We start from the raw sequence: 24,192 nt of genomic DNA on the forward strand, positions 1-24,192 counted from the left end.
CCTACTCCGCCTTGGCGCCGAAGAAGGTCTCGTCGTCCAGGGCGAGCACCAGGGACAGCAAAGCACCCGCGTAGCTGTACTCGCGCATGCCCATGAACTGACCGGACACGAACGGCGTGAAAGTGGACTCGCCCGCGCCGTAGACCGGGCCGCGCGCGGTCGCGGCGGAGGCCCTGATGTTGGCGAAATGCACCTCGATCACCGGCTTGCCGGTGTCGTAGAGGGCGAACGGGACCGCGTGACTGGACGTGGTCAGCCCCGCCGGGTTGACGACGTAACCGTCGACCCGGTCGCTCGACTCGTGGATGTACTCCAGGATGTCGCCCTCGTGGTTCGACATGAACCGCTCCACCACGACGCCGAGCCGGGCGCCCCAGGCCTGGGCGAATTCGCCGAGCCCTTCCGCGGAGACATTGGGGCCGTACATCCGCTTGTTCCGCCGAGCGAGATTGGAGACGTTGGGGCCGTCGATCACGGCGATGGTGTAGCGCTGGTCGCTCGTGCGGAGTCCTTCGATGGCAGATGGCGTCGTTGTCACTGTGCTGGCTCGCTTTCGTGTGTCGTGTTCGTGCTGGTGGTCCAGGAGAAGGTCAGTGCGTCCGGTGCCCGCGCCGTATCGGGCACGGGGCCGACGTGCCGGACGAAGCCCAGGCCGGGCACCCCGGCGCCGTCGAGCCAGTTGGCCGTGTCGACAAGGGCGGCGAGGTCGGTTCCGGTGTCGTAGCCGGCGAGTTCGAGGGCCTGGGCGGCGTCCTCGGTGCACACCCCGCCACCGCGCTGGCCCGGCATCGCGGGATGGCCACCGCTGCCGGCGAGCGAGACGTCGATGGTGCCGACGCCGAGGGCGGCGAGTTCGAGGACGTTCGCCACGCCGAGCCCCCGGTTGTCGTGGACCTGGACGGTCAGCGACCCGAGGGGCACATGGCGGGCCGCGGCGTCGACCAGCTCGCGGATCTGGGGCGGGGCGGCGTAGCCGACGGAGTCAGCCAGGACCCACTCGCTGATGCCGATGTCGACGAGCCGGCGGGCCAGCGGCTCGAGCTCCGCCGGGCCGCGCGCGGGCCCGGTGGGGCCGCCCCACGCGAAGATGACGTAGGTGCCCAGGGCGATCCCCAGCTCCGCGGCGACGGCTGCCAAGCGCTCCAGCACGACGAGCGAGTCGGCGGTGCTGCGCCCGATGTTGGCCCTGGCAAAGGCGTCGTCGGCCGAGAGCAGGAAAGTGGCGGAGTCCGCACCGGCGGCGGCAGCGGCGCGCAGGCCCCGCTCGTTCCCGATACAACAGCCCAGGGTCAGACCGGGAGCCGCGCGCACCGCGGCGAACACCTCGGCGGCGTCGGCCAGGCCCGGGATGAGATCGGGACGCACGAACGAGGACAGCTCGAAGTCCCGGATCCCGGCCCGGACGAGCCGTTGCACGAGCTCGATCTTCACCTCGGTCGGCACCTGGTGCGCCTGGAAAGTGAGCCGCGGCGCGATCTCGCGCAGCCGGACGGCCGGGCCGCTCATCGGTGCCGGGTCGGGGTCAGGCCCGCGGCTTCGGCGTCCCACGCGTCATCGGTGAGCCCGGCCTCCCGCAGCACCGCCTTACGGATCTTGCCGGTGGGGGTCGCGGGAAACTCTCCGACGAGGCGGTAGTAGCGAGGCACCATGAAGTACGGCATGGCCCGGTCGCAGTGTGCGAAGAGATCCTTCAGGTCGAGTTCGGCGCCCTCGGCGACCTGGATGACGGCCATCACCTCCTGCTCGCCGAGATCGGAGGCGACCCCGATCGCGGCGGCCTCGGCCACGGCGGGATGGGCCAGCAGGACGGCCTCGACCTCCTGGGACGACACGTTCTCGCCGCGGCGGCGCAGCGCGTCCTTCTTGCGGTCGACGAAGTAGAAGTAGCCGTCCTCGTCGGTGAAGCCGAGGTCTCCGGTGTGCCACCACAGGTCGCGGGAGTTCTCCAGGGTGGCCTCGGGCTGGTGGTAGTACCCGGACAGCATGATGTGCGGGACGCGGGGCCGGTACACGATCTCCCCGACCTGCCCGGGTGCGACCGGGAAGCCCAGGTCGTCGTGCACCTCCAGGATGGTCGTGGCGGACGGGACGCCCATGGAGCCGATCTTGCGCCGCTGGATGGGGTTCCAGACGATCGTCTTGATCTCGGTCAGGCCGTAGCCCTCCACGACGTGCACCCCGAAGCGTTCCTCGACCGCGGTCAGCACCGGGGCCGGGGCGGGCGCGGCGAAGACCTTGTGGGCGGGATGGTCCCGGTCGCGGTCCGACGGCGGCTGGGCGAGCAGCATCGGCAGGACCGAACCGAGGGCGTTGAACTGGCTGACCTCGTGGCGGCGGATCTCGTCCCAGAACCGGCTCGCACTGAACCGCCGGCCGAGCACGATGGTGGCGCCCGCGACGATGGCGTGCAAGGAAATGTTGAACTTCGCGGCCCCGTGGAACAGCGGCAGACAGGTGTAGAGCCGTTCGTCCGCAGTGGTCTCCATGGCCACCGCGAACTCGTGCGCGGCGACCACGGGCATCAGCGTCGGGTAGACCGCGCCCTTGCTGCGGCCGGTGGTCCCAGAGGTCAGCATGATGCCCACCGGGTCGTCCAGGCCGACCTCGGGGAACGACGTCGACTCATCGCCCCGGGCGAGCATGGCTTGCCAGGTGAGGATCTCGACACCGGGCAGCGACACACCGGCCGGGACCGTGTCGGCCAGCAGCACGATCGTCCGCAGCGCGTGGGGTCGTTCCGGCAGCGCGGCGACCAGGTCGAGCAGCCCGGGCTCGGTGAGCAGGACCTGCACATCGGTGTGGCCGAGCGCGTGTTCGAGGAAGGCACCCTTGTAGGCGGTGTTCACCGGGACCTCGACGAGGCCCGCGCGGGCGATCCCGAAGAAGGCGACGAGGACCTCGACGCGGTTGGGCAGGAACACCCCGACCGACGTGCCGGGGGCCGCTCCGAGGCCGAGCAGACCCCGTGCCACCGCGGACGCCGACGCGTCCAGTTCGGCGTAACTGAGCTGCTCGTCTTCGAACACCAGGGCCGGTTTGCCGGGGGTGCGGCCGGCACGGTCGGCGAGCAGTCCGCCGACCGTGCCGCCGCCCAGCGATTGCAGGTCGAGCACGGTCAAAGCTCCTTCTTGGCGCGCAACAGGAAGTTCTCCAGGCCAGGATCCCAGGCGGCCTCGGCCCCCGTCGTGACAAGGAAGGTGCCGATCCCCAGTTCGTGGTAGGTGCCGAGGGTGTCCAGGATCTGCTCCTCGGTCCCGACCAGCGCCTGGGAGTTGGCGAACCCACCCAGCAGCTTGGTCAGCCCGGTCCAGAAACAGGTGTCGTGGAGCTCCTCGTCGGTCAGCGCCAACGCCCGCTGCCGCCCGACGGAGTTGTCGGTCGCCGAGGAGCGCAGGAAGGTGTGGTCGCCCTGGGCCGCGGCGATCTGCTGCTCGACCGCGCGGGCCTTCGCCCACGCCTCGTCCTCGGTGTCCCCGATGAACAGCCGCAGGCTCAGCGAGAAGTCCATCGGCCGGCCGTAGCCGTCCGCGGCGGCCCGTACCCGCGAGATGCGCTCTCGCGTGCCGGCGAACGGCTCCCCCCAGAGCATGTAGAGGTCGGCGTGCCGGGCACCGAAGTCCACGGCGGCGTCACTCTCGCCGCCCATGAAGATCGGGACCTGGCCCTGGACCGGGCGGGTCAGGATCTTGACGCTCTCCGCGGAGTAGAAGCGGCCCTCGTGATCGAACGACGTCGGCTCGGTCCAGGTCCGGCGGACGAGATCCAGGTACTCGATCGCGCGCTCGTAGCGCTCCGATTTCGGGGTGTGGTCGCTCTCGCGGTGCAGGTCCTTGTCCGAGCCCCCCACCACGACGTTGATCGCCAATCGCCCGCGTGCCAGCACATCCAGGGTGGCGAAGTACCGGGCCGCCGCGGTCGGGGCCATCACGCCGGGGCGGTGGGCCACGATCGGCGAGAACTTCTCGGTCATCGCCAGCATGTAGGGCGCGGTCGCGTGGTTGTGCGGCCAGATCGACGAGTACCCCACGAGCACCCGATCGATCGCCTCCGATGCGTCGAGCTCACGCACCCGCTCGGCGAGCCGGGCGGTCTCGGTCTCGCCCGGTTCGAGCGGCTGGAGCCCCGTGAAGAAGTCGACCATCACTCACTCTCCTCTATCAGTATGCTTGCATCATATAAGCATGCTGGCTATTTCCCCAGTGTGATCTGCCGGAGGATCTCCACCACGGGCGCGGTGACCTCGATCGTTCCGCGACGGAGGGTCTCCTCCCGCAGGGCCGCCGAGCGGTCGAAGGGAACCCGGACCGCCCCTCCGCCCTCGACGGGACGGGTCGCGCGGACGGATTGGGCGAAATCGGCCGCCCTGGCGCGGAAATCGGCCGCGTCACCGAGCGTCGACGGGTCGACGATGACGGCCAGGAACCCGCAGTCGGAGGCGCCGACCGGGGTCGCCGAAGCGCCGGAGAGCATGCCCAGCAAGTGGACGACGAGGGCGAGCCCGGAACCCTTGTGCCCACCCCACACAGTGAAGGCGCCTTGCAGGGCTGCGGCGGCGTCGGTGGTCGGCCGGCCCTCGGGGTCGTAAGCCCTCCCCTCGGGCAGCGGCTCGCCGAGCCGCGCCGCCAGGGTGACCTCGGCGTGCGTGATGGACGAGGTGCCGATGTCCCAGATCAGCGGGCCGCCGGCGGTCGGGAACCCGAACGCGATCGGGTTGGTGCTGAACCGGGATTCGGTGCCGCCGTACGGCGCGACGAGGGCGGGGCCACTGCCCGCGATCATGCCGACGAACCCGGCGTCGATGACGCGCTCGAGGTAGTACGAGAACATCCCCGTGTACCAAGTCTGGCGGGCGCTGACCACGGCCATGCCCTGGGCCCGCGCCTTCTCCAGGCCGAGCTCCATCGCGCGGACCGCGACGAGGTAGCCGACCTGGTCCCCACCGTCCAGCGCCGCCGACACCGGGGTCTCCCGCTCGACCCGGATCGGCTGCGGTGGCGCGGTGGCGCGGATCCGCTCGATGATCGACACGGCGCGGGCCAGCCCGGCATAGGACAGTCCGCGCAGCTCGCAGTCCATCAGGTGGTCCGCGATGATCGCGGCCTCATCTGCGGTGTAGCCGACGGCGACCAGCGCCTCGGTCACGATGCGGAGGGCGTCGCCGAGGGTCAGGCTGACCGTCGCCGCGGAGGTGGTGGTCGAACCAGGCATGTCAGAACCTCCAGGTGTAAGGATGCTGTCTAAGCTTGGGGCGTGGATATTGCTGCGGGCCAGTCGGACTACCTCACCGATGCGGTCGTCCGCCTCGAACGTGCGGTGGCGAACATCGGGGCGATGCGACTCAAACCGTGGCGGATGACGCTGTCGGGTTACGCCGCACTCAAGATCCTGGAGCGGCAACCCAATCTGTCGCTGGCCCAGCTGTCCCGGCGCTGCTTCGTGAAGCCCCAGACGATGACCAGGATCGTCGCCGAACTGGAGCGCCGGGAATGGGTGGACCGGAGCCCGCACCCGGAGAGCGACCGAGCCATCTCGCTGGCCCTGACCCCCGCGGGCCGGGCCAGCCTCGGTGAGATGGCGGCCGAGGTCGACAAGATCGAGTCGACCCTCGGCGGCATGCTCGATCCCGGCCAGTTCCCCGAACTGGTCGCCACCCTCCGGCGATGCGCCGTCGCGGTCGAGGCCGAGATCAAGCATGCGCGCCAAGCGAACCGGCACTGAACGACTCAGGCCGGCTCGGGTGCGACCGGCGTGGCCCGCTCCGGGGTTCGGGGCGCCAGCACGGTGCGCAGGCCGAGGGCGGTGATCCCGCTCAGCACGGCGGAGCCCATGAGCACGAACGCGCCGGCGCGGTTGTCCCCCGTCGCCTGGACCAGCCATTGGGTCAGGTAGATGATCGATCCACCGAAGATGGCGACGGCCACGTTGAAGGCCACCGAAACGCCGGTGCCGCGCGCGTGCACGGGGAACAGTTCGATGTAGGTGATCGGGGCCATCCCGGAATAGAACGACGGCCCGGCGGCCAGCAGTACCGCGCAGACGGCGAGCAGCCAGGGGTTCGACGCCGCCGTCAGCCCGGCCATCAGCGGATAGGACGCGACGAGGATGATCGCCGTCGCGATGAGCAGCGCCGGGCGGCGCCCGATCCGGTCCGACAGGCGGCCGCCCGCGACGACGAGCCCGATGCCGACGGCCAGCGCGCACCCGACCACGGCCGTCGCCGTCACGGCCGAGAAGTGCAGCTGGATGATCAGGTTCTGCACGTAGGTGAAGGCCAGGTAGAAACCGACGGCGTGGGTGGCGGCCACCCCGACCAGCAGCGCGAAGCGCCACAGCCGCCGGTCGACCGGCGTCCGTTCCCGCGCGTTGTCCCGGACCTCGACGAACTCCGGGGTTTCGCCCAGCCGGCCCCGCAGGTAGAGCCCGATCGCGCCCAGCGGGAGCGCCAGCAGGAAGGGCACCCGCCAGCCCCAGGACAGCATCGCCGCGGGGCTCAGCGAGAGGTTCAGCCCCACCACGACGAACGCGCCGATGAGGAGGCCGGCGAGGCTGCCCATCTGGACCCGGCTGGACATCTCCCCCTTGCGGTCCGCGGGCGCGAATTCGGCGGCGTAGATGATCGCGGTGCCGTACTCCCCGCCCGCCGCGAGCCCCTGCAGCATGCGCAGGACGACCAGCAGGATGGGCGCGGCGATCCCGATCGTCTTCGCTGTGGGCAGCAGGCCGATCAGCGTGCTGACCGTCGCCATGCCGATCAGCGTCAGCACCAGGGCGGGCTTGCGGCCGAGCCGGTCCGACGCCGGCCCGAACAGCAGCGCGCCGACCGGCCGGATGACGAACGCGGCGCCGAACACCGCGAACGCCGAGAGCAACGCGACGCCCGGGGTGGCGTTGGGGAAGAAGTTCTTCGCTATCACGGAGGCCACGAACCCGTACACCGCGTAGTCGTAGTTCTCGACGGTGTTGCCGATCGCGGCGGCCAGCGTGGCGCGGCGCAGAGTGCCCGCACTTACAGATTCTGCTTCGGATAGTGCCGTCATGGCGACCTCTCCTTCGAGGCGATGAGGCAGGCGGTGTGTGTTAACCGCAGGTCACCGAGACGCTAACCGAGCAGGTGCCCGGATTGCAAGCATGCTTGTAATGTGTTCGGTAGCTGAGTTAACGTCGTGATCCGGTCCGCCCGGGACCGCGAGGGAAGGAGAACACTCGATGACAGCCACTCCGTCGACGTCGACGAGTTCGGTGCGGGACGGTGACGCCGCGGACCGGTCCGCCGTCCGGGACGTCCTCGAGCGCTACACCTACGCGATGGATCGCCGGGACACGGCACTCATGCGCAGTTGCTTCACTCCCGACGCCGACCTGTCCTACTTCGGCGGCCTGCGCACCTTCACCGGCGCCGAGTTCGCGGACACGTTCGTGTCCTCGCTCGAGCCGTTCGGATTCATCGACCACAGCATCAGCAGCCTGCGGATCACCGTGGACGGTGACGTCGCGGCCGTGGACACGCACATCTCCGCGACGATGGCCCTCAAGGACAAGCCGTCGGTGCTGATCCGATGGGTCCAGGTGAAGGACACAGTCGTCCGGGACTCCTCCGGGTGGCGGATCGCCAAGCGCCGCCACGTGCCGCTCCTGCAGTACGAATCACCGACCTCCCCGATCGACTTCCCGGGCGTCGGCGGCAAGGACCCGGACAGCGCGGATCTTTCGTAGCGCCACGGAAAGCCCCGTACCCGTCGTTCGACGAGTACGGGGCCGCGTGGTCAGGTGGCGTTCTCCCCGATGTCTTCGAGCCGGCGGCCGCGGGTGCGTTCGCCGAACAGTCCGACGGTGAGTCCACAGAGGACGATGAAGACGGCGGTGGTCGTGAAGACCGCGCCGAAGCCGAGGGCGGCGGCGATGGCGGCGATGAGGAAGGCGTTGCCGAACCCGGCGAGGCGTCCCAGACTGTTGGCGAAGCCCGCGCCGAGTCCACGTAGGACGGTCGGGAAGACCTCGGGCAGGTAGGCGTAGACGACGGCGGTGTTGGTCTGCAGCAGCATGGTGACGAGGAAGCCGCTGATCACCAGCGCCCAGTAGGTTCCGGTGAACGCGAAGACCACCATCAGCGCGGCGGTGATCGCGGTGAGGATCATCGAGGTGGTGCGCCGCTGGAAACGGTCGGCCAGCAGCATCGCGCACAGCGCGCCGAGGGGCGGACCGGCGGAGAAGATCGTGGTGATCGTCAGTGCCTCGGCCGTGGAGTAGCCCCGCTGGACGAGCAGGGTGGGGACCCAGCCGGTGAACCCGAAGACGCCCAGCGTGCCGAAGACCACCGTCAGGGTCGCGACGATCGTGCGCTTGCGGATGCCTGGCGCGAACAGGTCGGCGGACTTCTTCTGTTCGTGGATGATCGGCGACTCGACGACCTCGGGCAGCGGGCCCGGCAGCTGGGACTCCAGCCGTTGCACGATGTTCCTGGCCTCCTCCAGCTGGCCGTTGACCGCGGCCCAGCGGACCGACTCCGGGAGCACGAACCGAGCGAGCAGGGCGGGAATCAAGCCGATCGCGCCGAAGACGAACAGCCAGCGCCACGCGCCCGGCGACAGCGGCACGATCAGCCGGGCCGCGCTGGCGACCAGTGGGACGCCGAGCAGGCCGATGCCCAGCATGAGCGCCTGGGCCCGGCCGCGGCTCTTACCGGGGAACATCTCGGCGACATAGACGATCAGTACCCCGGTGACGGCCTGGATGCCGACGCCGGTGATGACCCGCAGCACCCCGAGCACGGCCAGATTGGGCGCCAGGGCGCACAGCAGCGACGCGACCGAGTAGACGACCGTCGCCCAGACGAGGACGCGGCGGCGGCCTATCCGGTCCGAGAGCCGGCCGCCGATGATCCCCCCGGCGAACATGCCGAGGAACGAGTAGGAGGTCAGCTGCCCGATCTGGGTCACGGACAGGCCCCACTCGGCCCGGATCGCCGGGGCGGCGTAGGCGAGGCCGTTGGTGTCCATCAGGTCGCAGATGAACAGGATGCCGAGCAGAACCATCCAGCCCCGATGGGACCGGGTGGTTCTGGGCAGCCGTTCGAGCCGGGCGGCCAGCCTGCCCGCGACGGCCTGGGGATCCGCGGAAGCGCGGTCGAGAGTGTCGTCCATCGTGCTCTCCTTCGAGCCGGTGAGGGGGGTGAATCGCAGGGCGGTCGTCCGCGGACGTCAGATGGTCAGCCGCGCGGAATCGTGGCTGATGAGGAGGTCGGTGACCTCGGCCGGACGCTCCAGCATCGGGAAGTGCCCGCAGTCCGGTAGCACGATCAGCTCGGAACTCGGGAGGTGCCGCGCGAGCAGCCGGGTCCATTCGGTGGACTCCGACGGGCGCAGCTTGGTGCGCTTGCCGGTGGCCGCGACCCCAGTTGTCTGAACCACTGTGGTGGGCGTATCGATCTGCGCCAAGGCGACCGGGAGTTGATGTGCGTCCCAGTCGAGAGTGGCCTTCGCAACCGCGCTGACCAGCGGCTCGTCGAAGACGGCAGCTCGCCGGAAGATCATTTCCACGACGGGATGTGGGAGCCCGTCGAGGAGCATGTCGTCGAAAAGGGCGCGAACGAAACCACGTGCGCCGAGCCGATCCAATGCGCGGGCCAGTGGATGATCGGCCGTTCCTGCCGTCGCCAGCCTGCTGCCGTCGACGAGGACGAGACCGGAGACGAGGGCGGGAAACCGGTAGGCGAGTTCGAGGCACACCCGGCAGCCGAGGCTGTGACCGGCGACCACGACCGGACCGAGGCCCAGGTGTTCGAGGAGCTCGCGCACCGCATGGGCGCAGCGGCGCACCGACCACGCCGCCGGGTCCGGCTCGGTGCTCCGGCCGTGGCCGGGCAGGTCGATCGCCACCACCGGTCGTCGCGCGGCCACGGCTTCGACCTGCGCGGTCCAATCCGTGCTGTCGCAGAACGCGCCGTGGATGAGCACGACCGGGGTCCGTTGGCCGATGCCATCGTGGTTGTGCAGCGCGTAGTGAAGCTCGCCATCAGTGGTGTGATGGATGGGCATCTCGTTCTCCTCGCTTCTTCGTTGAAGCCGGATGGATGTCCCCCAGTAGCCGAAAACCGGCGCGCGGCCGGGGCCTCAGCTCACCGAAGCTTGTTCGCGGAGGTGGCCGGACGGCAGGGCGGCACGTCCCGGGTCGGCGGGGAGCTTGATGCCGAACTGGTTGTCCATGATGTCGCTGATGAGGTCGTAGCAGGACCCGATGCGGACGACCTCCATGGTGCGGAAGTCGATGACGGTCGAGGACCGCTGGTAGTGGTGCCACTTGCAGAGCCCGTAGTCGACGACGAGGTCCACGGCGTCGATGATCGGCTGCTGGATGTCCTCGACCCGGAACTTGGTGCCGGTGCCGGTGAGATTGGCCGACGAGCCGAAGAGCGGCAGCCCCGCCGCGTGGGTGAGGCGGACGACCTCCTCGGGGAGGCGGCCGTTGTTCAGCAGCATCGCGAGCGTGTTGTCGACGGTGCTGGCGGTCAGCGTGTCGGCCTCGGCCGCGGCGATGACGGGATGGTCGGCCCGATAGGGGGCGACGACGCAGAGCGGCAGGCGCGCGTCGAGGGTGATCGCGTCGATGATCTCCTGCTCGCGGCTGCCGAGTTCGTGCACCTCGCGGTGCAGCTCGTAGTTCCCGGCCATCGCGTTCCGCTTGTGCGGGGCGCGCTGCTTGGCGTCGAACAGCCGCTGCAGCCGCGCCCCCGAGTTCGCGCCCGCCGCGTAGCCGATGTCGCCGGGCATGATCACCGCGCCGCCGGCGCTGATCGTGTCGAAGATGCGCTTCGCGTCGCCCTTGATGTCGTGCCTGCCCATCCGAGCCTCCTTGCTCACTAAGTGGGTCGCCTGACCGTATTGCGAATCGGAACGATAGCGCGCCGAAGGCCGAGCCGATAGACCTTGCTGGTCATCTTGACCTAGGCAAAGGACAGCATCTACCTTTGGACCACTTCGTGGCAAGGGCTGCCACGATGTAGTCATCGGAGGACGCAATGCATCGAAGCCTTGCGGCTCGGGAAACGCATCTCCGACCAGTTCGGCGCCCACCTGACCCGCCGCGGCGGGCGTCCATATCCTCGGGTGAACGGTGCACGAGGACGTACAGATCCACTGAGACGGAGCGCGAAACGATGCCTGAAGGCCAGCCCTCGATCCTCGTCATGGAGAAGGCGGTGCGCGTCCTCGACTGCTTCTCCCCCGAACACACGCGGCTGTCATTGAGCGACCTCCGGCGGCTGACGGGCATGCCCAATTCGACGGTCGCCCGGCTCGTGCGCACCCTCGTCGCCAGCGATCTGCTGCAGAAGACGGGCGACGAGTACTGCGTCGGCCTGCGCGTGCTCGGCTGGGCATCGGCCGCGTCGGCCGGCTCGGACCTGCTGGCCGCCGCCGACCCGGTGGCCGCCCACCTGCGGGACGTGACCGGCGAGACGGCCGGGCTCTACATCCGCCGCGGCACCACCCGGGTGGCCGTCATCGTCAAGCTCAGCCCCCGGTCGATCATCTACCGCAGCGACGTCGGCCAGCTCTTTCCCATGCACCTCGGCGCGGCCGGCAAGGTGTTCATGGCCCACGACGACCGGGTGCTCAACGCGGTCCTCGTGGACACCGCCGACCAGGCGCCGGGCGAGTCGCGGATCGCGCTGGACCGGCAGCTCGAGTTCGTGCGGGCGAACGGCTGGATCTTGACCGAGGAGGAGCGCGAGGCCGGCCTCAATTCGATGGCCGCGCCCGTGTTCGACGCGAGCGGGGCGGTCGTGGCCGCCGTCGCGGTCGGCGGTCCCTCGTTCCGGCTCGACCGGGCGGCGGCCGAGAAGTTCGGTCCGCTCGTCGCCGAGTCCGCGCACGCCCTGTCGCGGCGCCTCGGCTATGGCGGCGCCCCGGCCGGACGAGCGCAGGCCGGCGTCACCGGCGAGACGGCGTAGTCATGGCCACCTTGCTGGACAAGATCTGGGACGCCCACACGGTGCACCGGGGTGCCGGCGGCACCGACCTGCTCTACGTCGACTTCCACCTGCTCCACGAGGGGTCGAGCCCGCAGGCGTTCGAGGGTCTGCGCCTGGCCGGCCGCAAGGTCCGCCGGCCCGACCTCACGCTCGCGACCGAGGACCACGTGGTTCCCACCCGGGGCCTGCCGGACCCGTCCGGTGTGGCCGCGACGATGCTGGAGGCGCTGCGGCGCAACTGCGCGGAGTTCGGGGTCCCACTGCACCGGTCGGGCACCGACGGCCAGGGCATCGTGCACGTGATCGGACCGGAACTGGGGATCACCCAGCCGGGCCGCATCATTCTGTGCGGCGACAGCCACACGAGCACCCACGGCGCGTTCGGCGCGCTCGCGTTCGGCATCGGCACGAGCCAGGTCGAGCACGTGCTGGCGACGCAGACCGCCGCGTTCGCCAAGCCACGGGCCATGGCCGTGACACTGCACGGCGAGCTGCCCGAGGGCGTGTCGGCGAAGGACGTGGCACTCGCCATGATCGGCCGGATCGGGACCGGGGGCGCGCAGGGCCACGTGATCGAGTACCGCGGGCCCGCCATCGAGGCGATGTCGATGGAGTCCCGGCTGACGCTGTGCAACATGTCCATCGAGGCGGGCGCGAAGGCCGGCATGATCGCGCCCGATGGCGTGACCGTCGACTACCTCCGCGGCCGGCCGTACGCGCCCACAGGCAATGCCTGGGAGGACGCCGTCGCATCGTGGGAATCGCTGCGCAGCGACGACGACGCCGAGTTCGACCGCACCGTCGACATCGACGTGACGGCGCTGTCGCCGTTCGTCAGCTGGGGCACGAACCCGAGCCAGGTCGTCGAAGTGGGCGGCGTGGTCCCGGATCCGGCCGACAACCCGGATCCGGCATTGCGAGGTGCCGCCGAGCGGGCGCTGACCTACATGGATCTCGCGCCGGGAACCCCGATGCGGGAGATCCCGGTCGACGTGGTGTTCCTGGGGTCCTGCACGAACGGGCGCATCGAGGATCTCCGCGCCGCCGCCGGGCTCCTCGACGGCCACCGGATCGCACCCGGGGTGCGGATGCTCGTCGTCCCCGGTTCGGCTGCCGTCAAGAAGGCCGCCGAGTCCGAGGGGCTCGACGAGGTGTTCCGCACGGCGGGGGCGGAGTGGCGCACGGCCGGCTGCTCGCTGTGCGTGGCGATGAACGACGATTCGCTGGCCGCGGGCGAGCGCTGCGCCTCGACCTCCAACCGCAACTTCGAAGGCCGGCAGGGCCGGGGTGGCCGCACCCATCTGGTCTCGCCGACCACGGCGGCCGCGACGGCATTGACCGGCCGTCTCACCGCACCATCGGACTTGGGAGTCCTTCGATGAAACCGATCACCACGATCTCGGGGCGCGCGGTCGCGATCCGCCGCACGAGCATCGACACCGACCAGATCATCGCCGCCCGGCACTGCCTGCGGACGACCCGGACGGGTTTCGCCGAGCACCTTTTCGCCGCCTGGCGGGCGGAACCCGGTTTCCCGCTGTCCGATCCGGCGTACGCCGGGGCCACGATCCTGTTCGCCGGCGCGGACTTCGGTTCCGGCTCGTCGCGCGAGCACGCCGTGTGGGCGTTGCAGGACCACGGATTCACCGTCGTCGTCGCCTCCCGGTTCGGCGACATCTTCGCCGACAACGCCGTCCGGTCCGGGCTCGTCCCCGCCGTGGTGGCGGACAGCGAAGTCAGCGCGATGATGGACGCCGTCGAGGCCGATCCCGCGGCGCTCGTCACGGTGGATCTCGTGACGCTGACCATCCGCACCGCCGGGATCGAAGCCCCGATCCGGATGAACGCCGACACCCGGCAGCGGTTCCTGGACGGTCACGACGGCATCGATGTGACCCTCCAGCACGAGGCCGCCATCCGCGCGTTCGAGAGTTCCCACGTCCCGATCGCGAGGGCCTCATGACCGCCCGGCCCGGCGCCGCGCTGCGTGCGCTGCTCGACAGCGGGACCTTCGTCGTCGCCCCGGGGATCTACGACGGGTTGAGCGCGACCCTCGTCGAGCGGCACGGGTTCGCCGCCGCCTACGTGTCCGGCGCCGCCGCGGCATTGGTGAACCTCGCGCGCCCGGACCTCGGCCTGCTCAGCGCCGGCGACATGGCCCAGCACGTGACGCGCCTGCGGGCGGCGACTTCCCTTCCGCTCATCGTCGACATCGACACCGGCTACGGCAACGAGGTCAACGTCCGGCACGCCGTCGAGACCTTCGAACGGCTCGGCGCCGCGGCCGTGCACATCGAGGACCAGGAATTCCCGAAGCGCTGCGGCCACCTGGACGGCAAGTCCGTCGTCCCGGCCGACGTGGCCGCGTCGAAGGTCCGGGCCGCCGTCGCGTCGCGGACCGACATGCTCGTCATCGCCCGGACCGACGCCATCGCGACGCTCGGTGTGGACGAGGCGATCGAGCGCGGCAACCGGTTCGCGGACGAGGGCGCCGACCTGATCTTCGTGGAGGCGCCGAGGACCGTCGCCGAACTGGAGCGCATCGCGGCCGAGGTGCACGCACCCGTCCTGGTCAACGTGGTTCCGCAGGGCCGCACACCCGTGCTGCCCCTGGACGAGTACCGGCAGCTCGGCTTCGCCATGGCGATCCTGCCGTCGGCCACCCTCGGCGCCGCGGCGGCCGCGATGGGTTCGGCGCTCAGCTCACTGGCGCGGACCGGAGTGCCCGACGCCGCCGGTCCCGGTCCGGTGGAGCTCTTCGAGCTCGTCGGTCTGAGCGAATGGCTGACCTGGTCGGGAAAGTACAACCCGGCCTGAGTCAGGGGGCCCCTGGCCGGACGACCACGACCGGGCATTCTGCGTGTTGCAGCACGGCCTGGCTCGTCGAGCCGAGTCCCAGTCCGGCCAGGGCACCCCGGCCCCGCGAGCCGACGACGATCAGCTGCGCGCCGGTGGCGAGGAGAGCGCGCGACGGCCGGTCCGAGACCACCCGTTCCTCGACGGTCACCTCCGGATACTTCGCCCGCCAGCCGGCCAGGCGTTCGGACAGGAGCCGGCGCTCGTCGGCGACCGGCGTGTCGGTGCCGGCATGGACGGCGACCAGCGGGACCTCGCGTGTGGACGCGGCGTCGAAGGCGAACGTGACCGCGGCGTCGCTGAGCTCGGAGCCGTCCACACCGACCACGACCGGACCGCTGCCGGAGTTTTCCGTCCCCCGGACGACGACAACCGGGCAGTGCGCACGGGCCGCGAGCGCGACCGCCACTGAGCCCACCAGCAGTCCCGTGAACCCACCCGGGCCACGGGAACCGAGCACCACCAGCTGGGCCTCCCGGGAGACACGCACCAGAAGTTCGGCCGGGAGGCCCGCCAGCAACTCGGTCCGGACCGGTAGCTCCGGCGCGACCGCACGGGCGAGTGCCGCGGCTTGCGACAACCAGGCCGTGCCCTGCTCCCGGATGGCGTCGCGGTAGCTCCTCGGGAGACTCACCGGCGTGTAGGGCGCCGGGGAGGGCGTGAACCACGCGTGGACCAGCAGGAGCGTGCTGCCCCGCCGGGCCGCCTCAGCGGCGGCCCATCGGACGGCCTGGTCGCTCGACGGCGAACCGTCCACACCTACGACGATCGGGCCGGCGGCCATCGTCACCCTCCTTCGCGCACGTCGGAGCCGGCCGCCGGACGAACCACGGCGACGGGGCACGCGCTGTGATGCAGCAGTGCCTGGCTCGTCGAACCCAGGCCCATGCCGGTGAGCGTGCCCCGCCCGCGCGAGCCGACCACGATCAGCTGGGCACCCTCGGCGCTGGCGAGCAGGCCGCGCACCGGCCGGTCGCACACGACCTCCTGCCGGACCTCGACCTCCGGATATTTCTCCTGCCAGCCGGCCATCCGCTCGGCGAGCAGCCCGCGTTCTTCCTCGGCGACGGCGTCCCAGTCGATGTCGAACGGCAGCACCGACCAGGTCTCGGCGACGGACACGTCGACCCAGGTGTGCACGGCCACCAGCGGCACCCCGCGCAGGCCGGCTTCCTCGAACGCGAACGCCACCGCCGCGTCGCTGACCGCCGAGCCGTCCACGCCGACGACGACCGGCCCCGAGGCGGGCGGCGGATCGTCGGGCATCCGGCCGCGCACGACCACGACCGGGCAGTGGCCGTGGGCGGCGACCCCCGAGGACACCGAGCCCACCAGCATTCCCTTGAACCCGCCCAGCCCCCGCGAACCCAGTACGACCAGGCGAGCGTGTGCGGACTCTTCGATCAGCTCGGCCACCGGCAGCCCGACGCGCAGCTCGGTCCGCACGTCAATCCCGGGCGCCGCGTGCCAGGCTTCCGCTCTGGCCTGCCGCAACCAGCGATGCCCCTGCTGGACGAGGTCCTCGGTGATCCCGGCTTCCGTGGCCGCCGAAGTGTGCGGGCCCAATGCCGGCAGCACGCAGGCGTGGAACAGGTGCACCGTCGTGTGGCGGGCCGCGGCTTCCCCCGCGGCCCAGCGAGTCGCGTGCAGCGACGAGGTGGAGCCGTCGACGCCGACAAGGATCGAATCCCGTGTTCCCCGCTCGTCCATGGTCACCACAGTGCCGCCGCGCGTCGTGGCCTGGGAGGGCCGGGCGTCCCCGGCCGTGGGGCCGAAGGGCCCGGACGCCGGAGATGACCTTGGTCCTCAGGGTCGGGGACCAAACGCAGCGCCGGGTGGACCGGTCGCTCCCCTAGCGTCGGCGGTACGAGACTTGGGAAAGGTGATGACGGTGATCAGGGTGTTTCTGGTGGACGACCATGAAGTCGTCCGACGTGGAGTGGCCGGGCTGCTGGAAGCAGACCCCGGACTGACCGTCATCGGCGAAGCAGCCACCGCCGCACACGCACTCGCCCGCATCCCCGCCCTGCGGCCCGACGTGGCGCTGTTAGACGTGCGACTCCCCGATGGCAATGGCGTCGAACTCTGCCGCGAACTACGCTCCCGGGTACCCGAGCTGAACATCCTCATGCTCACCTCCTACACCGACGAAGAAGCCATGCTCAACGCCATCCTCGCCGGCGCCGGCGGCTACGTCATCAAAGACATCCAAGGCCTCCAACTGATTTCGGCCGTACACGAAGTCGGCTCCGGCCGCTCACTCCTCGACAACCGCGCCGCCGCCACCCTCATGGCCAAACTCCGCGCCGACGCCACCCACAACGGACCACTCTCCGAACTCACCCAACAAGAACGCATGCTCCTCGACCTCATCGGCGAAGGCCTCACCAACCGCCAAATCGCCGAACGCATGTACCTCGCCGAAAAAACGGTGAAGAACTACGTCTCCCGGCTCCTCACCAAACTCGGCCTCGAACGCCGCACCCAAGCCGCCGTGCTCGCCACGAAAATGAGTTCGCGCAAGCAGCCGAGCAACGCGTGATAAGGGGCCGAGCCATGCGACAACACCAGGTGCCTTCCCAGCTCACGTCGACGCGTCAGCCCTGGAGCGACATCCACGAAACCCATATCGGGACGGTGTTCCTGGTCGGCGAGTACGCCTACAAGCTCAAGAAGCCGGTCGACTTCGGTTTTCTCGACTTCACTCGCCGCGAGACCCGGGAACAGGTGTGCCACAAGGAGGTCGCCCTCAACCGGCGCCTCGCCCCGGACGCCTATCTCGGCGTCGCGGACGTGAAGGGCCCCGATGGCGAACCCTGCGACCACCTCGTCGTGATGCGCCGCATGCCCGAAGAGCGGCGGCTGTCGACGCTGGCTCGCGCCGGAGCGCCGCTGAACGACACGATCCGCGAGCTGGCCCGCATCATGGCGCGGTTCCACGAGCGGGCCGAGCGCGGTCCCTCAATCGCCGCCCAAGGTTCCCGTGACGCGATCCGCGCCCGCTGGCGCGACAGTTTCGCGCAGGTGCGCCCGTTCCAGGGAGTGGTCGTGCACGCCGAGGTGGCGAGCGAGATCGAGCAGCTCGTCGAAGAGTTCCTGGCGGGCCGGGAAGCCCTGTTCGCCCGCCGCATCGCGGCCGGGCACGTCCTGGACGGGCATGGAGACCTGCTCGCCGACGACATCTTCTGTCTCGACGAAGGGCCACAGATCCTGGACTGCCTCGAATTCGACGACACCCTGCGCGCGGTCGACGGCCTCGACGACGTCGCCTTCCTCGCCATGGACCTGGAACGGCTCGGCGTGCCGGAACTCGGGGAGCTGCTGCTCGACCGGTACATCGAACACACCGGCGATCCCGCTCCCCCGGCGCTGCGCCACCACTATCTCGCCTACCGCGCCTTCGTCCGCGTCAAGGTGGCCTGCCTGCGCCACGATCAGGGCGACCCGGCGGCCGCCGAACTGGCCCGCCACTACGCCCGGATCGCGCTGCGGCACCTGCGCCGCGGCGCGGTGCGGCTGATCATGGTCGGCGGCCTGCCGGCGTCCGGCAAGTCGACCCTGGCCGACGCCGTCGCCGACCGGCTGGGCGCCACGGTGCTGCGAACCGACCGGATCCGCAAGGAGCTCGCGGGCCTGCCGGCCGAGCAGAGCGCGGCCGACGAATACGGGCAGGGGCTTTACGACGCGGCGCACACCGACCAGACCTACGCCGAGCTCAGCCGCCGGGCCGCTGATCTGCTGGCACTGGGCGAAACCGTGGTCCTCGACGCGTCGTGGAGTTCCGCGGACCACCGCGCCGCCGCCATCCAGATCGGCGCGGCGACACACAGCGAAATCGTGCCCCTCCGGTGCTGGGCCCCGGAAGCGACCACGGCCGCCCGGCTCGTGGCACGGAAGGATTCGATCTCCGATGCCACCCCGGAGATCGCCCGGCACATGACCGCACACCTGCATCCCTGGCCGGACGCGCACACGATCTTCACCGCGGGCACCGAGGAGGACTCGCTCGCCCAAGCGCTCGGCTATCTGGATCGCTGACGACGGTGCCGCCCCCGATTCCTTCGAGGGCGGCACCGGCCTGGCGGTTCAGGCCTTCGCGGTCGTCGTGGTCAGCAGCGTCTCACCCCACTCACGCGCCCGCTCGAGCTCGCCCGGGGCCAGCTCGGGTGGCGTCGAGCTGGTGACGAAGAAGCTCTGTGGCTTCCCCGGGATCTGGTAGCCGTGGCGCCGCAACACGTTCGCGGCGCTGTGGGCCGCCGAACCGACCAGCCAGCGTGCCTTGTCGAGGCGGGTGTCGAACACGGCCACCGCCAGCCCGTCCGGCGCCGGGCCGAGCGAGCCGAGCCATTCCCGGATCCCCCGCTCGCGCGACAGCGCCCCACCTTCCGCCTGCCCCGCCGCGCTTTCCCGCGTCGACGGGCGGCTCATCCCGTGCACGTGGGTGGGGCCGCCCACGACGAGCAGATCGACATCGCCGAGCTGAGCCGGCGCGTCGTCGACATTGGTCACCGCCACCTCCCCCGCCGGCCTGAGACCTTCGGCGACGGCCTTGGCGATCAGCTCGGTGGTCCCGAACATCGATTCGTACACGATCAGCACCCGCATCTGTCTCTCCTCTTCCACTGTGGACTGCTCATCCCGACCCTGCGCGCGCCCGGCACGGCACACCAGGAACGAAGGTCCCCGGCGCTCAGGGATTTCGGCTCTGCCCGGGCCCGGTGATCCGGTGGCACGTTGTCGGGAGGACACCCGATTTCGAGGCAGGTTTTCCATGGAACGCGGTCTTCCCGACAGCTTCACCGTCGACGCGGCGATCGCGCTCGCCGTCCGCGCACCGTCGGTGCACAACTCCCAGCCGTGGCAGTGGCGCGTCGGCGAGCGCACCCTGCACCTGTATGCCGATCCCGCCCGCCGGCTACCGGAAACCGACCCCGACGGCCGGGACCTCCTGCTCAGCTGCGGTGCCGCCCTGCATCACCTGCGCGTCGGCTTCGCCGCGCTGGGGTGGCGGGCGGCCGTGCACCGGCTGCCCAATCCCGCCGAGCCGAACCACCTCGCGGCCATCGAACCGCACCGCCACGAGCCCGCCAAGCGCGATATCGAACTGGCCGCGGCGATCCCACGCCGGCGCACGGACCGGCGCCGGTACAGCTCATGGCCGGTGCCGGCCGGGGACATCGGCCTGATGGCCAAGGCAGCGGCCGAGGAGGGCACGTTCCTGCAGGCCACCGACGGCTACGCCCGCTACCACCTGGCACACGCGATCGCCGAAGCCGACCGTCAGCACGCACGGAACCCGGCCTACCGCTTGGAACTGGCGGCGTGGAGCGGCCGCGAGGCCTCGCCCGACGGGGTGCCGAGCGCGAACGTGCCGCTGCCGGACGACACCCCGGGTGCGCTGCCGGCCCGCCCGTTCGCCGCGCCACGGCTGGCGCAGACGCCCGGAACCGCCGGGGAGGACGACGAAGCCGTGCTGCTCGTGCTGGGTACCACGTCCGACGATCGGCTGTCCCAGCTGCGCGCCGGGGAAGCGACCAGCGCGGTATTGCTGACCGCGACGGCACTCGGGCTGTCCAGCTGTCCCCTCACGGAACCCCTGGAGCTGCCCGGCACGCGCGAGACCCTGCGCACCAAGGTCATCGACGGCGCCTACCCGCAGATGGTGCTGCGCGTCGGCTGGGCACCCGTCAACGCCGAGCCGCTGCCGGCGACCCCCCGGCGGGCACTGGACGAGGTCCGCGTTCCGCTCGGGCAACCCGTCGGGCGCTGAGCGGTCACGACCCGCCGTCGTCGGGGTCGGACCGGGCGACCAGCACGGGGCATTCGGCGTACTGGATCAAGGCCTGGCTCGCGGAGCCCAGCAGCAGCCCGGCGAACCCGCCGCGGCCACGGCTGCCGACGACGACCAGTCGCGCCCGGCGGCTCCAGTCCAGCAGGCGCTGCCGCGGCCGGTCCCGCTCGGCCACCGGCTCCACGGGCACCTCGGGGTATTTCTCCTGCCAGCCGGCGAGTGCCTCGGTGAGCACGCGGGTTTCCGCGTCCTGCAACGGTTCGACCTCGCGCCCGGCGCGGGCCGTACCGAAGATCTGCGCGTAGTCGGCGTCGCGCCACGCGTGCACGGCGACCAGCGGGGCGCCGCGAAGCGCTGCCTCCTCGAACGCCATCGCCAGTGCGGGCTCGCCGGACAGGCTGCCGTCGACACCGACGATCAGCGGCGCGTCCGGCCGGTCGTCCCCGCGGATCACCAGCACCGGGCATTTCGCGTGCGCCACCAGCGCCGACGTGGTCGAACCGGCCAGCAGGTCGCCGAGCACCCCGCGCCCGGCCGAACCGAGCACGATCATCCTCGCGTCCCGGGAACGCTCGATCAGCAACGGGATCGGAGCCTCCACAGTGGACTCCGGCACGATCTCCAGCCGCGGGTACCGCGCCTCGACGGCGGCCACCGCGTCGCCGACGATCTTCTGTGACTCGGTCCGCCGGTCCTCGAGCCAGTCGCCCGGCGGTACCGTCTCGGCATAGAAGGCGTCCGGGATGCCGAACGCGTTGATGACGAACAGCGGCTCATGCCGCAACGCCGCTTCCTCAGCGGCCCATGACACGGCTCGCAGCGACGCGTGGGTGCCGTCGGCTCCGGCCACGATGCCCCAGCTCATGTGGTCTCCTCCTGACGCTCGGTCTCAGTAGTGGCTGGGCAGATGCGTCCATTCGAGTTCCCAGCGCGCGTAACGGCGGCGGTCCAGGACCAGCCGAACGAGCCAGAACATCCCGCCCGCGACCAGGGCGACCGCGAGCCAGCCCAGCGCCGCCACGGCGATCGCGGCGACGAGAGCCACATCCGGCGCGGGTGGCGCGGCGACCGCGTTTCCGTTGCCGTCGAGCCAGATCTGGACGGTCGAGCCCGCCGCGCTGCCGCCCGCGGCGGACACCACGCCGGTGCGCACGTCGCCGTCGGGAAGCCGCCACGAGGCCTCGACGGACCGCACCGCGCCGACGGCGACACCTTGCGGGGTGACCAGTGGCGGGGGCGCGTCGGCCAGCAGCACCGCGCTCGCCGGATGCCGGTCGGCGGCCGCCGCGACGGCCGATTCGCGCTGGGCCGCGTAGGTGCTGGAGCCGAAGGCGAACGCGAACGGCACAGCGGCGAGCACGACGAGTAGTGCGAGCACCAGCACCGTGGCCTCGATCCGGTCCTCGGTGCGCACGAGCGGGTTGCCGCTCGCGCAGGCCACCCACCTTCTGCCGTTCATGTCCTGAGCCTGCCGCCCCGGAACCCCCGGGCGAAGAGGCCTTTGTCCTCACCAGACGGGGCGGAGGGCCCCTTGTCCACGGCGGACCGCGCCGACGATGCTCGCCCTATGAAAGCAGCCGACCTCATGAGCAGCCCCGTCTACGGGATCACGCCCGACGCCGGTATCGAGGAGGCCGCGGCGGTGATGGTGGATCACGGGTTCACCACGCTGCCGGTCATCACGGCCGACGGCGCCCTCCTGGGTGTGGTCACCGAATCCGACCTGGTGCGGGCCCGGTTCACGCCCGGCTCACGCGGCGAGACCGCACCCGAGAACGGCGTCATCGCGGGCATCCGGCCTTACGCGGTGCGCCAGGTGATGCACGGCGGGCCACTCGCGGTACGGCCGGAGATGGAGCTGTCCGACGTAGCGTCCGCGATGATCGATGCCCGCCGGCGCTGCCTGCCGGTCGTCGATACCGCTGACCGCGTGGTCGGCATCATCTCTTGGCGCGACCTGCTCTCCAGTCTCCTCACGCGCCGGTGACCCTCACCGGATCCGACCACCTGGAGGTAGTCATGACACCAAGCCGGAAAATCGTCGTCGGCGTCGACGGCTCCCCGCAGAGCGAAGCCGCGCTGCGCTGGGCAATCGACGAGGCGAGCACCAGCGGAGCCCGGGTCCGCGCCGTGCTCGTCCGGGCCCGCGACCCGCTGCTGCCGGGCACCTCGTACGCGATCCAGCCGCACGGCCGCCGCCCGGTCGCCGACCGCGAGGACTACGTGCGGCTGCTCCACACGACCGTGGAGAAGTCGCTGCAGGGCAAGGAAAACCCGCCGCAGGTGCAGGACGTGGTGGCCGACGGCGACCCCGCGAAGGAGCTGATCCGGCAGTCCGGCGACGCGGACCTGCTCGTCGTCGGCTCCCCCGGCACCCGGCTGCTCAGCGGCGGCGTCGCGACCCGGTGCGTGCGGCACGCACACTGCCCCGTCGTCGTGCTCACCGCCGAAATCGCGCGGCGCCACGCCTAGCGGGTGCGCCTGGCGCCTGAGCGGTCACCCCCAGCAGGGCCGTCGCTTCGCGGGCGAGCTCCAGGTCTTCCCGCGCGGTGATCGTGAACAGCGCGACCCGCGCGCCCGGCGGGCTGACCAGCCGGTCCCCCTCACCCGCCAGCCGTGCCGTGTCGATCTGCAGGCCCAGCAGCGAAAGCCCGCCGACGAGCTCACCGATCAGGTCCGGCTGGTGTTCGGCGACCCCACCGGTGAACACCACCGCGTCGAGCCGGTCCAGGCTCATCGCGGCCGCACCGATCTCGCGGCGCAGCCGGTGCAGGTACACCTCGACGGCGGCGCCGGCATCCGCGTCCCGGTTCGCGCGCGCGGCCAGGACCTCCCGCAGGTCCCCGCTCGTCCCGGTCATCCCGGCCAGTCCCGAGCGGTGGTACAGGGTGTCGGTGAGCCCGCCCAGGTCGACCTCGCCGGTGCCCAGGACGTAGAGCAGCAGGCCGGGATCGACCGAACCGGACCGGGTCGCCATCACCGCGCCTTCCAGTGGCGTGAACCCCATCGACGTGTCGAGGCTCGCCCGGCCACGGATCGCGGTCACCGACACGCCCGCGCCGAGGTGGCAGCACAGCAGGTGCACCTGCGGCATCGCGAGCAGCTCGGCACACCGCCGCGCCGCGTACTGGCAGGACAGGCCGTGAAAACCGTAGCGGCGCAACCGGCCCTGCGCCGTCCAGGCGCGCGGCAGCGCGTACCGGGCGGCCGCCTCCGGAAGTCCATTGTGGAATGACGTGTCGAAGCACCCCACCACCGGCAGATCCGGCCACTCGGCGCGCACCAGCCTCGCCACCTCCACCGACAGCGGCTGGTGCAACGGGGCCAGCGAACCGAGCCGGTCCAGCTGCGCCAGCAGCTCGTCGCCGACCAGTTCCGGGCCCGGCCGGGAACCGCCGTGCACGAACCGGATCGCGACGGCGTCCGGCCGCCCCCAGCGCTCAACCGCCTGCCGCAGCACGTTTTCGTCCGTGCTGTCCCACGTCTCGACATGCGCCAAGGCGCCGTCGTCGATCAGTGCCGCTTTCATACTCGACGAACCGGGGTTCAAGGTCAGTACGCGCATCCGTGCCCCCCG

Annotated in this window: 26 protein-coding genes; 11 read left to right on the top strand and 15 right to left on the bottom strand. The window is 70.9% G+C overall.

The features are described from left to right. Position 1: 1 nt before the first annotated feature. From LOZ83_RS13485 to LOZ83_RS13505, 5 genes are read right to left on the bottom strand one after another with little or no spacing between them, the layout of a single operon-like run. A complete protein-coding gene (locus tag LOZ83_RS13485; protein WP_236790867.1) occupies positions 2-538 on the bottom strand; it encodes a type II 3-dehydroquinate dehydratase in 537 nt (178 codons plus the stop codon). Next, positions 535-1,506 carry a pyruvate carboxyltransferase gene (locus LOZ83_RS13490; RefSeq protein ID WP_236790868.1) on the bottom strand — a complete coding sequence of 324 codons (972 nt, stop codon included), beginning with the start codon at positions 1,504-1,506 and terminating at the stop codon, positions 535-537. Before LOZ83_RS13490 ends, LOZ83_RS13485 begins: the two co-directional genes overlap by 4 nt. Continuing rightward, positions 1,503-3,113 (bottom strand): AMP-binding protein, encoded by a 1,611-nt coding sequence (locus LOZ83_RS13495; protein ID WP_236790869.1) that lies wholly within the window; start codon positions 3,111-3,113, stop codon positions 1,503-1,505. Before LOZ83_RS13495 ends, LOZ83_RS13490 begins: the two co-directional genes overlap by 4 nt. Before the next feature lie 2 nt (positions 3,114-3,115). Further along, positions 3,116-4,141 carry an LLM class flavin-dependent oxidoreductase gene (locus LOZ83_RS13500; RefSeq protein WP_236792074.1) on the bottom strand — a complete coding sequence of 342 codons (1,026 nt, stop codon included), beginning with the start codon at positions 4,139-4,141 and terminating at the stop codon, positions 3,116-3,118. A 47-nt stretch (positions 4,142-4,188) separates the two neighbouring features. Further along, complete coding sequence (locus tag LOZ83_RS13505) at positions 4,189-5,208, bottom strand: Ldh family oxidoreductase (RefSeq protein WP_236790870.1); 1,020 nt, start codon at positions 5,206-5,208, stop codon at positions 4,189-4,191. Positions 5,209-5,250: 42 nt separating this feature from the next. Between LOZ83_RS13505 and LOZ83_RS13510 the strand changes: the two genes are divergently transcribed. Continuing rightward, complete coding sequence (locus LOZ83_RS13510; protein WP_236790871.1) at positions 5,251-5,718, top strand: MarR family transcriptional regulator; 468 nt, start codon at positions 5,251-5,253, stop codon at positions 5,716-5,718. Positions 5,719-5,723: 5 nt separating this feature from the next. Here LOZ83_RS13510 and LOZ83_RS13515 read toward each other — a convergent pair whose 3' ends face one another. Then, positions 5,724-7,037 (bottom strand): MFS transporter, encoded by a 1,314-nt coding sequence (locus tag LOZ83_RS13515; protein WP_236790872.1) that lies wholly within the window; start codon positions 7,035-7,037, stop codon positions 5,724-5,726. A 169-nt stretch (positions 7,038-7,206) separates the two neighbouring features. Here LOZ83_RS13515 and LOZ83_RS13520 point away from each other — a divergent pair, with 169 nt between their 5' ends. Beyond that, on the top strand, positions 7,207-7,713 hold the full coding sequence (locus LOZ83_RS13520; RefSeq protein WP_236790873.1) for a nuclear transport factor 2 family protein: 507 nt from the start codon (positions 7,207-7,209) through the stop codon (positions 7,711-7,713). Positions 7,714-7,763: 50 nt separating this feature from the next. On the opposite strand, the gene LOZ83_RS13525 is transcribed toward LOZ83_RS13520, so the two are convergent. The 3 genes from LOZ83_RS13525 to LOZ83_RS13535 form a co-directional block, all read right to left on the bottom strand. Next, positions 7,764-9,140, bottom strand: coding sequence for an MFS transporter (locus LOZ83_RS13525; protein ID WP_236790874.1), 1,377 nt, complete (start codon positions 9,138-9,140; stop codon positions 7,764-7,766). A gap of 57 nt (positions 9,141-9,197) precedes the next feature. Beyond that, positions 9,198-10,034: an alpha/beta fold hydrolase gene (locus LOZ83_RS13530; RefSeq protein ID WP_236790875.1), complete on the bottom strand. Its 837-nt coding sequence runs from the start codon at positions 10,032-10,034 to the stop codon at positions 9,198-9,200. A gap of 75 nt (positions 10,035-10,109) precedes the next feature. Next, on the bottom strand, positions 10,110-10,838 hold the full coding sequence (locus tag LOZ83_RS13535) for an L-threonylcarbamoyladenylate synthase (protein WP_236790876.1): 729 nt from the start codon (positions 10,836-10,838) through the stop codon (positions 10,110-10,112). A 314-nt stretch (positions 10,839-11,152) separates the two neighbouring features. Here LOZ83_RS13535 and LOZ83_RS13540 point away from each other — a divergent pair, with 314 nt between their 5' ends. Genes LOZ83_RS13540 through LOZ83_RS13555 form a run of 4 tightly spaced genes read left to right on the top strand, consistent with a single transcriptional unit; the run spans position 11,153 to position 14,785 of the window. Then, positions 11,153-11,947, top strand: coding sequence for an IclR family transcriptional regulator (locus LOZ83_RS13540; protein ID WP_236790877.1), 795 nt, complete (start codon positions 11,153-11,155; stop codon positions 11,945-11,947). A 2-nt stretch (positions 11,948-11,949) separates the two neighbouring features. Continuing rightward, on the top strand, positions 11,950-13,350 hold the full coding sequence (leuC, locus tag LOZ83_RS13545) for a 3-isopropylmalate dehydratase large subunit (RefSeq protein WP_236790878.1): 1,401 nt from the start codon (positions 11,950-11,952) through the stop codon (positions 13,348-13,350). Then, positions 13,347-13,931 (top strand): 3-isopropylmalate dehydratase small subunit, encoded by a 585-nt coding sequence (leuD, locus tag LOZ83_RS13550; protein WP_236790879.1) that lies wholly within the window; start codon positions 13,347-13,349, stop codon positions 13,929-13,931. The genes leuC and leuD overlap by 4 nt, the downstream gene beginning before the upstream one ends. Beyond that, on the top strand, positions 13,928-14,785 hold the full coding sequence (locus LOZ83_RS13555) for an oxaloacetate decarboxylase (RefSeq protein WP_236790880.1): 858 nt from the start codon (positions 13,928-13,930) through the stop codon (positions 14,783-14,785). The genes leuD and LOZ83_RS13555 overlap by 4 nt, the downstream gene beginning before the upstream one ends. Position 14,786: 1 nt before the next feature. Here the strand turns inward: LOZ83_RS13555 and LOZ83_RS13560 are convergent, their stop codons facing one another. Beyond that, the gene (locus tag LOZ83_RS13560; protein WP_236790881.1) at positions 14,787-15,608 is read right to left on the bottom strand and encodes a universal stress protein; all 822 of its coding nucleotides are present in this window, start codon (positions 15,606-15,608) and stop codon (positions 14,787-14,789) included. 2 nt (positions 15,609-15,610) lie between these two features. Beyond that, complete coding sequence (locus LOZ83_RS13565; RefSeq protein ID WP_236790882.1) at positions 15,611-16,534, bottom strand: universal stress protein; 924 nt, start codon at positions 16,532-16,534, stop codon at positions 15,611-15,613. A 181-nt stretch (positions 16,535-16,715) separates the two neighbouring features. Here LOZ83_RS13565 and LOZ83_RS13570 point away from each other — a divergent pair, with 181 nt between their 5' ends. After that, on the top strand, positions 16,716-17,366 hold the full coding sequence (locus tag LOZ83_RS13570) for a response regulator transcription factor (RefSeq protein WP_236792075.1): 651 nt from the start codon (positions 16,716-16,718) through the stop codon (positions 17,364-17,366). A 14-nt stretch (positions 17,367-17,380) separates the two neighbouring features. Then, positions 17,381-18,862, top strand: a complete 1,482-nt coding sequence (locus tag LOZ83_RS13575) for a bifunctional aminoglycoside phosphotransferase/ATP-binding protein (protein WP_236790883.1) — start codon at positions 17,381-17,383, stop codon at positions 18,860-18,862. Between the two features lie 48 nt (positions 18,863-18,910). Here the strand turns inward: LOZ83_RS13575 and LOZ83_RS13580 are convergent, their stop codons facing one another. Next, complete coding sequence (locus tag LOZ83_RS13580; RefSeq protein ID WP_236790884.1) at positions 18,911-19,429, bottom strand: flavodoxin domain-containing protein; 519 nt, start codon at positions 19,427-19,429, stop codon at positions 18,911-18,913. A gap of 166 nt (positions 19,430-19,595) precedes the next feature. Here LOZ83_RS13580 and LOZ83_RS13585 point away from each other — a divergent pair, with 166 nt between their 5' ends. After that, on the top strand, positions 19,596-20,594 hold the full coding sequence (locus LOZ83_RS13585) for a nitroreductase family protein (RefSeq protein WP_236790885.1): 999 nt from the start codon (positions 19,596-19,598) through the stop codon (positions 20,592-20,594). A 4-nt stretch (positions 20,595-20,598) separates the two neighbouring features. Here the strand turns inward: LOZ83_RS13585 and LOZ83_RS13590 are convergent, their stop codons facing one another. Next, on the bottom strand, positions 20,599-21,480 hold the full coding sequence (locus LOZ83_RS13590) for a universal stress protein (RefSeq protein ID WP_236790886.1): 882 nt from the start codon (positions 21,478-21,480) through the stop codon (positions 20,599-20,601). 24 nt (positions 21,481-21,504) lie between these two features. After that, positions 21,505-22,074: a hypothetical protein gene (locus LOZ83_RS13595; protein ID WP_236790887.1), complete on the bottom strand. Its 570-nt coding sequence runs from the start codon at positions 22,072-22,074 to the stop codon at positions 21,505-21,507. A 126-nt stretch (positions 22,075-22,200) separates the two neighbouring features. Here LOZ83_RS13595 and LOZ83_RS13600 point away from each other — a divergent pair, with 126 nt between their 5' ends. Then, complete coding sequence (locus tag LOZ83_RS13600) at positions 22,201-22,602, top strand: HPP family protein (protein ID WP_236790888.1); 402 nt, start codon at positions 22,201-22,203, stop codon at positions 22,600-22,602. A 32-nt stretch (positions 22,603-22,634) separates the two neighbouring features. Then, complete coding sequence (locus tag LOZ83_RS13605; protein WP_236790889.1) at positions 22,635-23,087, top strand: universal stress protein; 453 nt, start codon at positions 22,635-22,637, stop codon at positions 23,085-23,087. Here the strand turns inward: LOZ83_RS13605 and LOZ83_RS13610 are convergent. Further along, entirely contained in the window at positions 23,056-24,180 is a 1,125-nt protein-coding gene (locus LOZ83_RS13610) for an acetate/propionate family kinase (protein WP_236790890.1), read from the bottom strand. The two genes, LOZ83_RS13605 and LOZ83_RS13610, sit on opposite strands and share 32 nt — an antisense overlap. Between the last annotated feature and the right edge of the window lie 12 nt (positions 24,181-24,192).

Source organism: Amycolatopsis sp. GM8 (assembly GCF_021653975.1).
In the GTDB taxonomy this organism is placed as follows: domain Bacteria; phylum Actinomycetota; class Actinomycetes; order Mycobacteriales; family Pseudonocardiaceae; genus Amycolatopsis_E.

Excerpts from the sequence above, each read along its gene's own strand:
- LOZ83_RS13490 (WP_236790868.1), bottom strand. The coding sequence starts at position 1,506 with ATGAGCGGCCCGGCCGTCCGGCTGCGCGAGATCGCGCCGCGGCTCACT.
- LOZ83_RS13500 (WP_236792074.1), bottom strand. The coding sequence starts at position 4,141 with ATGGTCGACTTCTTCACGGGGCTCCAGCCGCTCGAACCGGGCGAGACC.
- LOZ83_RS13505 (WP_236790870.1), bottom strand. The coding sequence starts at position 5,208 with ATGCCTGGTTCGACCACCACCTCCGCGGCGACGGTCAGCCTGACCCTC.
- LOZ83_RS13515 (WP_236790872.1), bottom strand. The coding sequence starts at position 7,037 with ATGACGGCACTATCCGAAGCAGAATCTGTAAGTGCGGGCACTCTGCGC.
- LOZ83_RS13520 (WP_236790873.1), top strand. The coding sequence starts at position 7,207 with ATGACAGCCACTCCGTCGACGTCGACGAGTTCGGTGCGGGACGGTGAC.
- LOZ83_RS13525 (WP_236790874.1), bottom strand. The coding sequence starts at position 9,140 with ATGGACGACACTCTCGACCGCGCTTCCGCGGATCCCCAGGCCGTCGCG.
- LOZ83_RS13530 (WP_236790875.1), bottom strand. The coding sequence starts at position 10,034 with ATGCCCATCCATCACACCACTGATGGCGAGCTTCACTACGCGCTGCAC.
- LOZ83_RS13535 (WP_236790876.1), bottom strand. The coding sequence starts at position 10,838 with ATGGGCAGGCACGACATCAAGGGCGACGCGAAGCGCATCTTCGACACG.
- LOZ83_RS13540 (WP_236790877.1), top strand. The coding sequence starts at position 11,153 with ATGCCTGAAGGCCAGCCCTCGATCCTCGTCATGGAGAAGGCGGTGCGC.
- leuC (WP_236790878.1), top strand. The coding sequence starts at position 11,950 with ATGGCCACCTTGCTGGACAAGATCTGGGACGCCCACACGGTGCACCGG.
- leuD (WP_236790879.1), top strand. The coding sequence starts at position 13,347 with ATGAAACCGATCACCACGATCTCGGGGCGCGCGGTCGCGATCCGCCGC.
- LOZ83_RS13555 (WP_236790880.1), top strand. The coding sequence starts at position 13,928 with ATGACCGCCCGGCCCGGCGCCGCGCTGCGTGCGCTGCTCGACAGCGGG.
- LOZ83_RS13560 (WP_236790881.1), bottom strand. The coding sequence starts at position 15,608 with ATGGCCGCCGGCCCGATCGTCGTAGGTGTGGACGGTTCGCCGTCGAGC.
- LOZ83_RS13565 (WP_236790882.1), bottom strand. The coding sequence starts at position 16,534 with ATGGACGAGCGGGGAACACGGGATTCGATCCTTGTCGGCGTCGACGGC.
- LOZ83_RS13575 (WP_236790883.1), top strand. The coding sequence starts at position 17,381 with ATGCGACAACACCAGGTGCCTTCCCAGCTCACGTCGACGCGTCAGCCC.
- LOZ83_RS13580 (WP_236790884.1), bottom strand. The coding sequence starts at position 19,429 with ATGCGGGTGCTGATCGTGTACGAATCGATGTTCGGGACCACCGAGCTG.
- LOZ83_RS13585 (WP_236790885.1), top strand. The coding sequence starts at position 19,596 with ATGGAACGCGGTCTTCCCGACAGCTTCACCGTCGACGCGGCGATCGCG.
- LOZ83_RS13590 (WP_236790886.1), bottom strand. The coding sequence starts at position 21,480 with ATGAGCTGGGGCATCGTGGCCGGAGCCGACGGCACCCACGCGTCGCTG.
- LOZ83_RS13595 (WP_236790887.1), bottom strand. The coding sequence starts at position 22,074 with ATGAACGGCAGAAGGTGGGTGGCCTGCGCGAGCGGCAACCCGCTCGTG.
- LOZ83_RS13600 (WP_236790888.1), top strand. The coding sequence starts at position 22,201 with ATGAGCAGCCCCGTCTACGGGATCACGCCCGACGCCGGTATCGAGGAG.
- LOZ83_RS13605 (WP_236790889.1), top strand. The coding sequence starts at position 22,635 with ATGACACCAAGCCGGAAAATCGTCGTCGGCGTCGACGGCTCCCCGCAG.
- LOZ83_RS13610 (WP_236790890.1), bottom strand. The coding sequence starts at position 24,180 with ATGCGCGTACTGACCTTGAACCCCGGTTCGTCGAGTATGAAAGCGGCA.